The following is a 14,298-nucleotide window of genomic DNA, read 5'->3' as shown; positions in this document are numbered from 1 at the left end:
AAATCTAAAATCTTTGTCTTACGTAAGTGCTTCCGCACCGCCTACAACTTCAAGAATTTCCTGAGTAATTGCAGCTTGACGTGCCTTGTTGTAGGACAGGGTAAGGTTATTGATCAATTCACCAGCATTATCACTAGCATTGCTCATGGCTGTCATGCGTGCAGCCAGTTCGCTAGCTGAAGATTCTTGTAATGCTCGTAATAGTTGGTTGGTCAGATACAGAGACAACAGAGAATCCAAAATTTGGGTAGGATCTTGCTCGAAGATCATGTCACGGGGTAAGGGACGAGTCTGAGGAGTGACTTTCTGTCGTTCGACTTCAAACTGACCACCACGAGTAGTGAGACGGAAAATTTCGTCATCTGCGGTTTCTAAACCTTGGGGGTCAAGAGGAAGCAGTGTTTGTACTACTGGACGTGAACTTACTAAAGAGACGAAGCGAGTGTAAATCAATTCAACACGGTCTACGCTTTCTGATAGGAACAGGGAAAGCAATTCATTAGCAATATTGGAAGCTTCAGCGGCGGTAGGAATTTGCTCTAAACCAGTGTAAACTGCATCAATTGGTTGATTACGACGTTGGAAATACTGTGTAGCTTTTCGTCCTACCAGTACTAACTTGTAATCTACGCCTTCGGCTTTGAGTTCCTTGATGCGAGTTTCCGCCCGTTTGATGACGTTGGTGTTGTAACCACCACAAAGACCGCGATCGCCTGAAATGACCAATATTCCTACTGATTTAACTTCCCGTTTTCTCAGTAAGGGTAGGTTAGCTTCTTCAAACCGGAGACGAGCTTGTAAACCGTAGAGTACTTGTGCCAAGCGGTCAGCGAAGGGGCGGGTGGCTAATACCTGCTCTTGGGCACGACGCACCCTTGCAGCAGCCACCAGTCGCATGGCTTCCGTAATTTTTTTGGTATTTTTAACCGACTGAATGCGATCGCGTATTGCTTTGAGATTAGCCATAATCTTTATGAATTGGTAATTGGTAATTGGTAATTGGTAATTGGTAATTGGGTAAAAGTTTTTGCCATTACCCATTACCCACTACCTTTTACCGATTTCCTATGCTGTTGCCAAGAAGGTCTTTTTGTATTCGTTGATTGCTTCTTTCAAGGCTGCTTCTTCGCTGTCACCTAGTACTTTTTGGGTTTGCACACCTTGGACATACTGTGGTTTGCTGGTCTTTAAGTATTCCCGCAGACCCTTAGCGAAAGTTGTGACTTTATCAACTGGAATATCGTCGAGATAACCGTTAATACCAGCATAAAGAATGGCTACTTGCTCATACACTGCTAGTGGTGAGTTTTGAGGCTGTTTGAGTAGTTCTCGTAAACGCTGACCTCGTGCCAACTGGTCTTGGGTAGCTTTATCAAGGTCAGAAGCAAATTGAGCGAAAGCTTGTAATTCGTCAAACTGAGCCAACTCTAGCTTCAACTTACCAGCAACTTTTTTCATTGCCTTAGTTTGAGCGGCAGAACCCACACGGGATACGGAAATACCAGGGTTAATAGCGGGACGAATACCAGCGTTGAACAAGTCAGAAGACAAGAATATCTGACCGTCGGTGATGGAAATCACGTTGGTGGGAATGTAAGCAGAAACGTCACCTGCTTGAGTTTCGATAATCGGTAGGGCGGTCATACTGCCTTTACCTAATTCGTCACTCAGTTTAGCTGCCCGTTCCAACAAGCGGGAGTGCAGGTAGAAAACATCTCCAGGATAAGCTTCCCGTCCGGGTGGACGACGCAACAACAAGGACATTTGACGGTAAGCTGCGGCTTGTTTGGAGAGGTCATCGTAAATTACTAGGGTCGCCTTGCCTTTGTACATAAAGTACTCAGCAATTGAGGCACCAGTATAAGGAGCCAGGTATTGTAAAGAAGCAGGGTCACTGGCGTTCGCAGCAACAACAATGGTGTAGTCTAGCGCGCCTTTGTCTTGCAATGTTTGGATGACGTTGGCTACAGTGGAAGCTTTTTGACCGACTGCTACGTAAACACAAATTACATCTTCTTCTTTCTGGTTAATGATAGTGTCGATCGCGATCGCTGTTTTCCCAGTCTGACGGTCGCCAATAATCAATTCCCGCTGACCACGACCGATGGGAATCATCGCGTCGATAGCGGTGATTCCGGTTTGCATGGGTTCGTGTACAGAGCGACGGGCAACTATACCAGGTGCTGGAGATTCAATCAAACGGCTTTCGGTGGTTTTGATTTCACCTTTACCATCAAGTGGTCGACCCAAAGCATCGACAACACGTCCAATCAAGGCTTCCCCTACAGGAACCTGAGCGATTTTGCCAGTAGCTGTAACGGTGCTTCCTTCTTGAATTGAGTGACCTTCACCCATCAACACTACACCAACGTTGTCTTCTTCTAAGTTGAGGGCGATGCCGACTGTACCATCTTCAAACTCTAACAATTCCCCAGCCATGGCCTTTTCTAGACCATAAACACGGGCAATACCGTCACCTACTTGTAAAACTGTACCAACGTTAGCAACCTTGACTTGTTGGTCGTATTGCTCGATTTGTTGCTGAATAATGCTGCTAATTTCGTCAGGTCTGATGCTAATTGCCATTTGTCTATCTTGCTTTTTGGTGAGACAACAGGAGTTAAGAACTTATGAACTATGAATACTCACAATTTTTATAATTCATAATTCACAATTCATAATTTTTAGGCGCTTGTTAAGCGCAAAGACAGGCGACGCAGTTGACCCCGCAAACTAGCGTCAATTACCTGAGAACCTACTTTAATAATGACACCACCAATAATGTCAGGGTCGATTCTGGTTTCTAGTTCTACTTCACGAGCATTGGTCATGGCGATGACCTTTTGTTTCACTGCTGAGGCTTGTGCTTCACTCAGAGGAACAGCAGAAACCACTTCTGCTAACACTGTTTGTTTGATCTGCCGTAACAGTGCCAAATATTGTCGGCAAATTTCTTCCAACAACATAATGCGCCGTCTATCTACCAACAGCATTAAAAAATTACGGAAATAAGTGTTAGCACCTTCACCAAGAATCCGGTTGAGAACTGCTTTTCTATCTTCAGCCTGGATAAAGGGGTTGTTAAGAAACTTTTGTAGCTCATCACTGCTAGACAACAAGTTCAGCAAAGCACGAATATCTTCGCCGAACTCTTCTGTCAAATTCCTGGATTGGGCTACCGACATCAAAGCCTCTGCATAAGGCAGGGCTATTTCTCCTAATCCTGCATTGCCTTTCATGTGTTGCCTCCCAGTAGCGCGATACTACTATCAATCAATCTTTGTTGAGCATCGTCACCAATTCCACTGCGGAGTTCCGACTCGGCTTTTTGCAATGCCATTGCCACTACCCGTTGCCGTAGTTCGGCAAATGCTCGCTCTCTTTCTGTATCTAAATCGCGGGCGGCTGTTTCTTTCATTCGTTCCACTTCCTCTGCTGCCCGCGCTAAAATTGCTTCACGCACTGAGCGAGCGTTTTCTTCGGCAGCTTTGCGAATTTGTTGCGCTTCTGCTTGTGCCTGAGTCAACTTTTGTTGTGCGTCGGAAAGTTGGGCTGCTGCTTCTTTGGCACGTTCCTCTGCTTCCCGAATTGCAGTTTCAATATTTGAGCGTCGCTCGCTGAGGGTGTTACTGATAACTTTACGCCCAAAGTAAAATAAAACACCAATTAGAATTGCCAGGTTAATTATATTGGTTTCAAGAATATTGAAGTTTAGACCAAAACCGCCTGGCGATTCTGCTTCTGCAGCCTCTGTGGCTAGTAACAAGACACTTCCTACAATACCCATCTACAACTGCGCTGCTCCCTTGCTAATCGTAAGTTAGAACTTTTCCCAAAGGAAAAAAGTGTCCATGCGTGACACTTAATTCAGCGCTCACCGGACAAAAGCCCCGCAGCGCATGTACTTTTTGGAACCTGTATTGTCAGATATCAACAATCACTTTATTTGACTAAAGAAGGTCCCAAGAGTTTTTCTAAAATCTGCCTGCTGAAGGCATCTACCTGTTGCTCCAAGGAACTTAAAGCTTCCTGCTTCTGCTGTTCTATTTCTTGAGCCACTTGTTCTCGTTGCGCCTGAGCTTCTTTTTGTGCTTCAGCGATTTTCTCGGCAGTAATTTTTTGAGCTTCAGTCTGAGCTTGAGCAATGACATTTTGAGATTGCCTACGGGCTTCCGCTAGCTGTTGCTCATATTCCTTGGTCAATCGCTCGGCTTTAGCCAAGCGTTCCCGAGCTTCAAGGTTATTCGTTCGGATGTAATTATCGCGATCGTCCAGTACCTTGGTCAATGGCTTATAGAAAATCACGTTTAAAACAGCTGCCAACAGCAGGAACTGCAATGCCATTAAGGGCAAGGTAGCATCGAAATCAAACATTTCTCTCCTTATTTGGCTGTAACAGCAGTTTTTGTGGCTAGCAATTTTGATTTACCTTTGATTAAAGGTAAATCTAGACTCAGAGACGTGATACCAAATTGGGATAATTAGTTTCATTTTGAAACGAATTAGATAGCTTTTTAGAAAAGCTTTTAATCCAAAGTCCAAAATCTAAAATCCAAAATTGGTATAAGTCATCACGTCTCCAAAAATCAAGGAAAAGTTTTTAGAGATTAAGCAAATGGGTTAGCAAACAGTAATACCAACGCAATCACCAGACCATAGATTGTCAGTGATTCCATGAACGCCAATGTTAACAGCAGTGTACCGCGAATTTTTCCTTCTGCTTCTGGCTGACGGGCGATACCTTCTACTGCTTGACCTGCGGCATTACCTTGACCAATACCAGGACCGATAGCAGCTAAACCAATTGCTAAAGCGGCAGCGAGAACTGAAGCAGCAGAAATCAATGGATCCATGTTGATTTTCCTTACCTTAAGTAAAAAACAAACGGTTTGCGATTTTGTTTCTTAGAGTTAGAACTGAATTCAATTTCCAGTCTCCAACATCTAATTCATTACATCAACTGAGGACTTTAATGTTCCTCATGCTCTTCACCACCATGTCCCTCCATTGCCTCGTGAATATAAGCTCCTGCAAGGGTAGCAAAAACTAGGGCTTGAATGGCGCTGGTAAACAACCCAAGAGCCATCACCGGCAGAGGAACAAATAGAGGGACTAATAGAACTAGTACCGCCACCACTAATTCATCCGCCAAAATGTTCCCAAAAAGACGGAAGCTTAGGGAAAGAGGTTTGGTGAAATCTTCTAGAATCGCGATTGGTAATAGAACCGGTGTTGGTTCGATATACTTTTTAAAGTAACCCAGACCGCGTTTGCTAAAACCAGCGTAAAAGTAGGCTAAAGAAGTCAATAACGCCAGTGCTACTGTCGTATTGATATCATTGGTCGGAGCTGCCAATTCACCAGATGGCAGTTTGATGAGCTTCCAAGGAATTAAAGCGCCCGACCAATTTGATACGAAAATAAACAGAAATAATGTGCCGATGAAAGGCACCCAAGGACGATACTCTTTCTCACCTAGCTGGTTTTTCGTCAAATCCCGAATAAATTCTAGGGCATATTCCATAAAATTCTGTATGCCACTGGGAACTCTTTGGACGTTGCGAGTAGCGGCAATTGAAGCCACTACTAAAATGGCAATCACAAACCAGGAGGTAAGAAAAACTTGTCCATGTAGTTTTAGATTACCCAACTGCCAGTAGAAATGATGTCCTACTTCTAACTCGGCAAGGGTGACGGAATTGAAGAAGTTCAGAAAATTGAGCATTTTCTTCCCAAATCAACTAATTCTCCAATCTTAAGCTGGAGAACAGAAACTAGAAGCCTGGTGTGGATTTACTTAAGGCAAACTCACATTGAGCCTTTTTAAGGTTTTGGAATATTTGGCAAGCCAGAGATAAAAGCTTCTCTAACTACATAAAAGATGAGCGTGGCTTTATATGTCAGAAATCCCAAAAATATGGGCATGATTTGCAGCTCATTCCACCGGGATGCCAGCAGAATTATCACTACTAATAGGGCAAACCGATTTTTATTCAGTTGCCGTTTTTGTGGGCCTAAGCGCTCAACATCTTTTGCCAACATCCTCATGTAAAGCATACCCGTAAATGCCCCAAGAAGATAATTTAGGGCAATATTTAGGGAATAAAAAATCCACACAGAGATAAAAACAATCCCCGTCAAGACAAGCGTGATTAGCAAAAACTCTTGATAGAGTTTATAAAACTCTTGCATAGAGTCTACTGGTTCTGTGTCCTCAAAACCAGGCATTGAATCTTGTCGTGTTGTCGGTGTGGGATCAGTTGATTGATCAGACAAGCTCACGGGACTTGAAACCAGTACAGCTAATTATGTTGACTGCACATTCAGCCAGCTAAATCATATCATGATCAGGTAACAATACTTTAGAAAAAAACAATTAACTTAGCCTTTTGGTAATTAGTAATGGGTAATTGGTAATTGGGATATAACTATGCCCAATGCCTAATAGTTCAGCTTGGTGTTAACATTACCAATTGCTGATTTATGAGCGATCGCACTTGCTTTAACTCTAGCTGTACAACAACATCATCCCGCAAAATTTCTGCGACTGTTTTCTTCCCCTCACAGGCTTGCAGAAATTTTAATTCGGATTCCGATAAGTGTACGATTTGGTAATCGTAATTGAACACGCACTGGCTCGGAAACCCATCTATACAGGGATTACGCTCAGCAATTGCTGCCATTAAAGCATCATCATTTGACCAGTCGGCTTTGGTGATGGGTAGACGACCAAGAAAAAATTCGTAGTGGGTGACTTCTGGGTCTAGCAATTCTATGAGACGGTAACGTTGGCGATCACTCAATTCACCTGCCCTGACCATCAATTCCGGTGCTTTGCCCAAAAGTCGCTCTAATTGCCAGAAACCAGGATTTGAGAAGCCGATAAACTCTAATCCGGAAGCGTCGATGAGTTCAAACAGCGTGTCTATATTGTAATCAATTTCTTGAGGATGGACATACATGTCAGCAAAGCATTCATCTCGCTGATTTTCCAAAGACCAACGCTCTCTTTCTCGCTTGACAATTCGATTATTTTCTGGTAAAGAGGCAAATATCTGTCGCCCTACTTGGACACCATCACGATAGTCACCGCGTTTTTCACCTTGAATCAGGGCGATCGCTTTTTGCATGAGTTGAATTTCCCAGCGTCCTAGTTCCCCGTACACAAAAATATGCATTAAGCCGCCTGGGGCTAGTTTACTCGCTAAGACTTGAATACCGCGAATCGGGTCATCTAAGTGATGCAGTACCCCCACACAGTTAATTAAATCAAACTCACCCGAAAGCTGTGCCACATCGTAAAGACTGAGGTGATGGAACTCGACACGATTCGCTCCTGAGCGTTTGCAGCGTTCTCTGGCGACATCCAAAGCACCAGCACTCAGATCAATCCCGACTACAGAAGCATGAGGGTTGAGGTGGACTAAATACTCTGTTCCTACTCCTGTACCACAACCAGCATCTAAAATGCGGATGTCTTGTTTTTGGGGTTTTTGCCCAGTGCAGAAATTATAAGCGGCTAACCAATTCCAGCGCCAGTTGTAGCCAGGGGGTGGTTCATCTAGCAGCGGTTCTGGTGGAAAGGGATAAGTATCGTAGAGTTTCGCAACAGCAGTACTAACAGTTTGGGAGTCGGACATAAAAAGCTTTCATGGCAGCATTTTTGAGTTTAACGCTTGTGGTTGTCAAATGCGCCAAGAACTAAAGTTCTTGGCTGATAGCAGAAGTCCACTAAATTGGACTAAATGGTAGATTCTTCTTGAGATTCAGTCTATTTCATAAGCTCTTAGTCTGCAATTTGAATCGCAGGTGGACTCAAAAATTTAACAATACTACTATATTTGTTTCAAGGCACAAATGATTTTTAACCAATCAGAATTTCACCTGCGCTGCGAATGGGGAGATCACGGGTAATTCAACTTGCTCCTATTAGCGATTTGGTTATGATTGTTGATGTTTTGTCTTTTCCTACCTCTGGAGAAATTTATACAAACAACGGCGCGATCATTTTTCCCTACAAGTGGAAAGATGAATCAGCACTTGATTATGCCAAGTCATTACAGGCGACCGCACTTCCCAACATAGCTATTCTCTCTCTCCTGCATCGCTCACAAAAATTCCAACAGAAACTAAACTGGTTTGAATCAGATGTAGAACTTGCAGCCTCTTTCAATGTAAGTAATTGTGTACCTTTTTTTACGGCAAACACTTATGTTAAACAATCGCTAATTTTTAGAGAATAGTATAAAGGGTAATATGATGGTAAATTTCCTGTCTCATCTGAACTCGTCAATTGACAGTTGACCAGACAGAGGCACAGGACAAAACAGAGAAATTTATTTTCCCTCTGCCAACACTTTACAAGTCCCTAAATCTATTTATAGGGATTCTCCTCCTGCCTTCTTAAAATCCTACAAACAAAATCTTAGTGTTTTGGAGGTTCGTTACCTACAGATACAAAACTTAGATTTTTTCTCAGAAAACCAAAACACCCACCTTCAAGATTTGATACATCAACGCTCCAGTTTCTACATACTTCTTAATAAAGCCCCTGATAAATCCCAAAACGTTCTAATCTAAAAGCTGACTGGGTTAATTTTTTCTGGCAACTTAGCAGGCGACACAGGGGAAGCATGAATATACCGATGTGTCAAGCCCTAAAGTGACCCAGACTTAACACATAAACGCATATGATGGGAGTTTTACAAATCCGATGAGTGTTAAGGCAAGTGGTGGAAGCTCAGTTGCGCGTCCGCAACTATATCAAACCCTAGCTGTATCAACAATTTCCCAAGCGGAGCAGCAAGACCGCTTTTTGGGAGCCGGGGAGCTAAATGAACTGGCAAACTATTTTGCATCTGGTGCAAAACGTTTAGAAATTGCCCAGACGCTCACGGACAATTCCGAAATTATTGTTTCTCGAGCTGCCAACCGGATTTTTGTTGGTGGTTCGCCAATGGCTTTTTTGGAAAAGCCTAGAGAGCCAGAATTGGCGATGGCGGTAGCAGCATCTACCTCGGATGTTAGAGACGCAATGAAACTCGGAACTGTTACCTACGTGGAAACTCGGGGTGGATTCCTAGAAAACTTACGTTCAATTTTTAACTCTTCACCTAGTGGGCCAATTCCACCAGGTTTCCGGCCAATTAACATTGCCCGTTATGGCCCAGCCAACATGGCAAAGAGCTTGCGGGACTTATCATGGTTCTTGCGCTACGCTACTTATGCGATCGTCGCTGGTGACCCCAACATCATCGCTGTCAATACGCGTGGTCTGAGAGAAATCATTGAAAACGCTTGTTCTGGTGAAGCAACAATTGTGGCTTTACAGGAATTGAAAGCCGCTGCGCTTTCCTATTTCCGTAAAGACACTGAGGCAGCTGATATTGTGTCTCAGTACATGGATGTTTTGATTACAGAATTCAAAGCACCTACCCCTTCTAACAAGCTGCGGCAACGTCCTTCTGGTGACCAACAAGGGTTAGAGTTGCCTCAGATTTACTTTAATGCGGCAGAGCGGCGTCAAAAATTTGTCATGAAGCCTGGTTTATCTGCTGCGGAGAAAACCGAGGTAGTCAAAGCAGCATATCGGCAAATCTTCGAGCGTGATATTACCCGCGCTTACAGCTTGTCGATTTCCTATCTAGAATCCCAGGTTAAAAATGGCGACATCTCAATGAAAGAGTTTGTCCGTCGCCTTGCTAAATCTCCACTTTACCGGAAACAATTTTACGAACCATTTATAAATAGCCGTGCCCTAGAACTTGCTTTCCGTCACATATTGGGACGGGGGCCAAGCAGCCGGGAAGAAGTACAAAAGTACTTTGATATTGTTTCCCGTGGTGGTTTATCGGCATTAGTTGATGCTCTAGTAGATTCTGATGAGTATTCAGACTACTTTGGTGAGGAAACAGTACCCTACATTCGGGGTCTGGGTCAAGAAGCTCAAGAGTGTCGGAACTGGGGTCCACAGCAAGACTTGTTTAAGTACAGCGCGCCTTTCCGCAAAGTACCCCAATTTATCACAACTTTTGCAGACTATAACCAGCCGCTACCTGATCAGCATCCCTACGGTTCTGGTAACGATCCACTGGAGATTCAATTTGGGGCGATTTTCCCGAAAGAAACTCGTAACCCCAGCAGCCGTCCTGCTCCTTTTGGTAAGGATACCAAGCGCATCCTGATTCACCAAGGACCAGCAATTAATAACCAAAATAGTAACCCGGCAGCTCGTGGCGAGTTCCCTGGCAGTCTGGGGCCAAAAGTCTTCCGCTTAGATCAAATTCCCAGAACCTTGAGCAAAGGAACTGGCAAAGGATCAAGTGTCAAATACTCCGAAAGCTCTACCCAAGCGGTAATTCGTGGGGCTTACCTACAGGTATTTGGTCGTGATGTCTACGAAGGTCAGCGCTTAAAAGTTCAGGAAATTAAGCTGGAAAACGGCGAAATTTCCGTACGCGAATTTATTCGTGCTTTAGCGAAGTCGGATCTATTCCGCAAGCTCTACTGGACACCTTATTATGTGTGTAAGGCGATCGAGTACATTCACCGTCGTCTATTAGGTCGTCCGACCTATGGGCGTCAAGAAAATAACAAATACTTTGATATTTGTTCTAAAAAAGGCTTTTATGCACTGATTGACGCCATTATTGACAGCGAAGAATACAGCCAGGCATTTGGTGAAGATACAGTTCCTTACGAACGCTATCTGACTCCTGGTGGCGTAGCATTGCGGAAACTGCGTGTCGGTAGCATCCGTGAAGATGTCGGTGCAAGAGTCGACAAGCAAGAAACACCCATGTTTGTACAAATGGGTGCTGTTACGGCTACACGGACAGAACCAGATATTCAGGCGCGCATCAACCAAGGTGTCAGCAAGAAGCGCGAACAAAGAAAAATCTTCAAGTTGGTGGCTGGTACTGGCGACAAAGTCGCTGTTCAAAACGTCATTAGTGCTGCCTATCGGCAGATTTTTGAGCGGGATATCGCACCCTACGTTGCTTCTTCCAGGGAATTTAAAGTACTGGAAAGCAAGCTAGGTAATGGTGAAATCACTGTTAAAGAATTCATTGAAGGTTTAGGTTGTTCTGGTTTATACCTGAAGGAATTTTATACACCCTACCCAAACACTAAGGTAATTGAGCTAGGTACTAAGCATTTCTTGGGACGGGCGCCCTTAGATCAAGCGGAGATTAGGAAGTATAACCAGATTCTCGCAACCCAGGGTATTCGTGCCTTCATCCGGGCAATGTTAAATACCCCAGAGTATCTCCAAGCCTTTGGTGAAGATACGGTTCCTTACAACCGCTTTACAACCTTGCCAGCAGCTAATTTCCCAAATACTCAAAAGCTGTACAATCAACTGACCAAGCAAAGCAAGGATATTGTTGTTCCCAGCTTTGAGTCGACCAAGCCGCGTATGGATGCCGCCCAAATGCCAATTATGGCGAAGGCGATCGCAGATATGGCAGCGAAAGCAAGGCAAATCGATAAGAGCAAGCCGCTGTTTATCGAACTGGGTCGTTCTTACAACGATGGACGCGGACAGTCAGTAGAAGTGGGTGTAGGTACAAACCGCCGCAAACCCGCCCGCATTTACCGCATGACTGTAGGAGCAAACCAAGCAGAAATGCAACAGGTAATGAATGCTATTTACGTTCAGGTAATGGATGTATTTAGCGGTCAGGTTCCTGAGTATTTCCGCCGCAGCGATCTGGAAAGCAAACTGCGGAATGGGGAAATCTCCGTACGCGAGTTTGTGCGTGACTTGGCTAGTTCCGAAATTTATCGCAAGCGCTTCTACACTCCGTATCCCAACACCAAGGTGATTGAATTCTTGTTCCGTCACCTATTAGGGCGTGCGCCAGCAACTCAAGCCGAAATTCGTCAGTACAATAAACTACTGGCTGATAGTGGTTTGAGAGCGGCTGTAGAGGCAATGGTCAACAGTCCAGAGTATGCTCGTTACTTTGGTGAGGATGTTGTGCCTTATCAGCGCTTCCCATCCCTACCTGCGGGTAACTACCTTGGTAGTGTTAAGGCAGCCGCCGATTTAGTCAAGCAGTCTTGGTCTAGCTTGTCACCCTCCGTGCTAACTGGACGTTACACTCAGGGAGGTTAAATTCAGTGAACAGTTATCAGTGAACAAGAGTATGTTGGGGATTAGCGCCATAAACCCTTTCTACCAGTTGGTCAGTGTTCTTTACTGATAACTGTCAAACTTTACCCTTTTGCCCGCTTAAAAAAGCTGAGTATCTTAAAGAGGGAGAATCAGGGGAAAAATTTCTCTCCTGATTTTTCTTCTTAATTTTTCGTAACATTGTTTTCAGATTGTGATTATGGAAGCAAACATGAAAAAGAATGTTACAAACTGTTAAAAGCAGTCATATATGCTCAGCATAATGCCCGAAAATAATTCCGGAAGGTAGCTGAGTTGCAAAGCTTGTGTAATTGCGATTACTCAAGCATTCTCGAAACACAATAGCTTCAGTAGTTATTTGACTGTTGAATCTAGAGAACGAGAAAACAAAGCTACTATCAAACCGTAAAGTCGCACCAGTGTAATCTAAATATTCTGGTTTCGTTAGTACTGGAGGAATCCATTAATGAGTATCGTCACGAAAGCGATCGTGAATGCAGATGCAGAAGCCCGCTACCTCAGCCCCGGCGAACTAGATCGGATCAAGAGTTTTGTTACCAGCGGTGAGCGCCGCCTGCGTATTGCTCAAGTTTTGACCGACAACCGTGAGCGGATTGTTAAGCAAGCTGGTGACCAGCTGTTCCAAAAACGCCCTGACGTTGTATCTCCTGGTGGCAATGCTTACGGTCAAGAAATGACCGCTACCTGCTTGCGTGACCTGGATTACTACCTCCGCCTCATCACCTACGGTGTGGTTTCTGGTGATGTTACCCCCATCGAAGAAATCGGCGTTGTAGGCGTTCGTGAAATGTACAAATCTCTCGGCACTCCTATCGATGCTGTTGCTGCTGGTGTCAACGCAATGAAGAACGTTGCTGCTTCTCTGCTGTCTGGTGAAGACGCTGCTGAAGCTGGTGCTTACTTCGATTACCTCGTTGGTGCTATGTCGTAGGTGAAGCTGTTTCTCTTCTAGAAACAGAAGTATTGCAATACGGTTGGAAATAAGGAAATAACAACATGCAAGACGCAATTACCGCTGTAATTAACTCTTCGGACGTTCAAGGTAAGTACCTCGATACCGCAGCTCTCGAGAAGCTAAAGAGCTACTTCTCCACTGGCGAGCTGCGCGTACGTGCTGCTACCACCATCGCTGCTAACGCTGCTGCGATCGTGAAAGAAGCTGTAGCGAAGTCCTTGTTGTACTCAGACATTACCCGTCCTGGTGGTAACATGTACACCACCCGCCGTTATGCAGCTTGTATCCGTGACTTGGATTACTACCTGCGTTACGCTACCTACGCTATGTTGGCTGGCGACCCCTCCATCCTCGACGAGCGTGTATTGAACGGTTTGAAAGAAACCTACAACTCCCTAGGTGTACCCATTGGTGCTACCGTACAAGCTATCCAAGCTATGAAGGAAGTAACCGCTAGCTTGGTTGGTCCAGACGCTGGCAAAGAAATGGGTGTTTACTTAGACTATATCTGCTCTGGCTTGAGCTAGGAGCTAGTTTGCGCTTAATAATTTAGGTGCGACTTAAGTGAAGGTCTGGAAATCGATCATGAGTGCTAGGGCGTTTTATTGCTTATCAAGCTAAATTCATGAATGATGAGTATTAACGATCTGGTATTGATGGTTGATTTCCAGACTTGGAGTGAATAAAGATAGTTTTGCACTCAGAATTTTGAAATAAAAAAGTTTTCACCTTCGCCACTGGAGATTTAAGACCATGAGGATGTTTAAAATTACTGCTTGTGTTCCTAGCCAAACTAGAATTCGTACTCAGCGGGAATTGCAAAATACTTTCTTCACTAAATTAGTTCCCTATGACAACTGGTTCCGTGAGCAGCAACGTATTCAAAAAATGGGTGGTAAAATCGTTAAAGTAGAATTAGCTACTGGCAAGCAAGGAACAAATACTGGTTTAGCTTAATTTAATTCCTAATTGACCAAACTATTGATTGTAGGGAGTTGTGAAGAGGTCAGATAGACCTCTTTTTTTGTGTTGCTAGTGGTCTGGCAACTTAACTTTGAGAGGTTATATTATGTCCGTTTAAAGACTTATCATATCTGTGAAGACCGGTAATTGGTAATTGGTAATGGGTAATGGGAAAAATCAATGCCTAATGCCCAACTGCATCAGAATAATAGGGGATACG

14 protein-coding genes are annotated in these 14,298 nt (G+C 44.1%); 5 read left to right on the top strand and 9 right to left on the bottom strand.

From position 1 onward, the window contains the following. Positions 1-18: 18 nt before the first annotated feature. From UYK_RS0121905 to UYK_RS0121865, 9 genes are all read right to left on the bottom strand, one after another. The gene (locus UYK_RS0121905; protein ID WP_026086553.1) at positions 19-966 is read right to left on the bottom strand and encodes a F0F1 ATP synthase subunit gamma; all 948 of its coding nucleotides are present in this window, start codon (positions 964-966) and stop codon (positions 19-21) included. Between the two features lie 99 nt (positions 967-1,065). Further along, positions 1,066-2,586 carry a F0F1 ATP synthase subunit alpha gene (atpA, locus tag UYK_RS0121900; RefSeq protein ID WP_009456997.1) on the bottom strand — a complete coding sequence of 507 codons (1,521 nt, stop codon included), beginning with the start codon at positions 2,584-2,586 and terminating at the stop codon, positions 1,066-1,068. A 98-nt stretch (positions 2,587-2,684) separates the two neighbouring features. Beyond that, on the bottom strand, positions 2,685-3,239 hold the full coding sequence (gene atpH / locus UYK_RS0121895) for an ATP synthase F1 subunit delta (protein ID WP_009456998.1): 555 nt from the start codon (positions 3,237-3,239) through the stop codon (positions 2,685-2,687). Then, a complete protein-coding gene (locus tag UYK_RS0121890) occupies positions 3,236-3,787 on the bottom strand; it encodes a F0F1 ATP synthase subunit B (RefSeq protein ID WP_009456999.1) in 552 nt (183 codons plus the stop codon). Before UYK_RS0121890 ends, atpH begins: the two co-directional genes overlap by 4 nt. Positions 3,788-3,942: 155 nt before the next feature. Next, positions 3,943-4,374: a F0F1 ATP synthase subunit B' gene (locus tag UYK_RS0121885; protein ID WP_009457000.1), complete on the bottom strand. Its 432-nt coding sequence runs from the start codon at positions 4,372-4,374 to the stop codon at positions 3,943-3,945. Positions 4,375-4,607: 233 nt separating this feature from the next. Beyond that, complete coding sequence (atpE, locus tag UYK_RS0121880) at positions 4,608-4,853, bottom strand: ATP synthase F0 subunit C (RefSeq protein WP_009457001.1); 246 nt, start codon at positions 4,851-4,853, stop codon at positions 4,608-4,610. Between the two features lie 116 nt (positions 4,854-4,969). Next, positions 4,970-5,725 carry a F0F1 ATP synthase subunit A gene (gene atpB / locus UYK_RS0121875; RefSeq protein WP_009457002.1) on the bottom strand — a complete coding sequence of 252 codons (756 nt, stop codon included), beginning with the start codon at positions 5,723-5,725 and terminating at the stop codon, positions 4,970-4,972. Between the two features lie 98 nt (positions 5,726-5,823). Then, positions 5,824-6,282, bottom strand: coding sequence for an ATP synthase subunit I (locus UYK_RS0121870; protein WP_026086552.1), 459 nt, complete (start codon positions 6,280-6,282; stop codon positions 5,824-5,826). 167 nt (positions 6,283-6,449) lie between these two features. Next, entirely contained in the window at positions 6,450-7,640 is a 1,191-nt protein-coding gene (locus UYK_RS0121865) for a class I SAM-dependent methyltransferase (RefSeq protein WP_016872165.1), read from the bottom strand. A gap of 303 nt (positions 7,641-7,943) precedes the next feature. Between UYK_RS0121865 and UYK_RS24465 the strand changes: the two genes are divergently transcribed. The 5 genes from UYK_RS24465 (at position 7,944) to UYK_RS0121840 (ending at position 14,072) form a co-directional block, all read left to right on the top strand. Next, complete coding sequence (locus UYK_RS24465; RefSeq protein WP_235182369.1) at positions 7,944-8,243, top strand: hypothetical protein; 300 nt, start codon at positions 7,944-7,946, stop codon at positions 8,241-8,243. A 470-nt stretch (positions 8,244-8,713) separates the two neighbouring features. After that, positions 8,714-12,121: a phycobilisome rod-core linker polypeptide gene (locus UYK_RS0121855; RefSeq protein WP_009457006.1), complete on the top strand. Its 3,408-nt coding sequence runs from the start codon at positions 8,714-8,716 to the stop codon at positions 12,119-12,121. A 484-nt stretch (positions 12,122-12,605) separates the two neighbouring features. Beyond that, a complete protein-coding gene (gene apcA / locus UYK_RS0121850) occupies positions 12,606-13,091 on the top strand; it encodes an allophycocyanin subunit alpha (RefSeq protein ID WP_009457007.1) in 486 nt (161 codons plus the stop codon). A 65-nt stretch (positions 13,092-13,156) separates the two neighbouring features. Beyond that, positions 13,157-13,642, top strand: coding sequence for an allophycocyanin subunit beta (apcB, locus tag UYK_RS0121845; protein WP_009457009.1), 486 nt, complete (start codon positions 13,157-13,159; stop codon positions 13,640-13,642). Positions 13,643-13,868: 226 nt separating this feature from the next. Further along, a complete protein-coding gene (locus tag UYK_RS0121840; protein WP_009457010.1) occupies positions 13,869-14,072 on the top strand; it encodes a phycobilisome linker polypeptide in 204 nt (67 codons plus the stop codon). Positions 14,073-14,298 lie beyond the last annotated feature (226 nt).

The organism is Fischerella thermalis PCC 7521 (assembly GCF_000317225.1).
Classification (GTDB): Bacteria; Cyanobacteriota; Cyanobacteriia; order Cyanobacteriales; family Nostocaceae; genus Fischerella; species Fischerella thermalis.
Note: the sequence above shows the minus strand (reverse complement) of the source record. Positions and strands in the feature narration are given on the sequence as shown.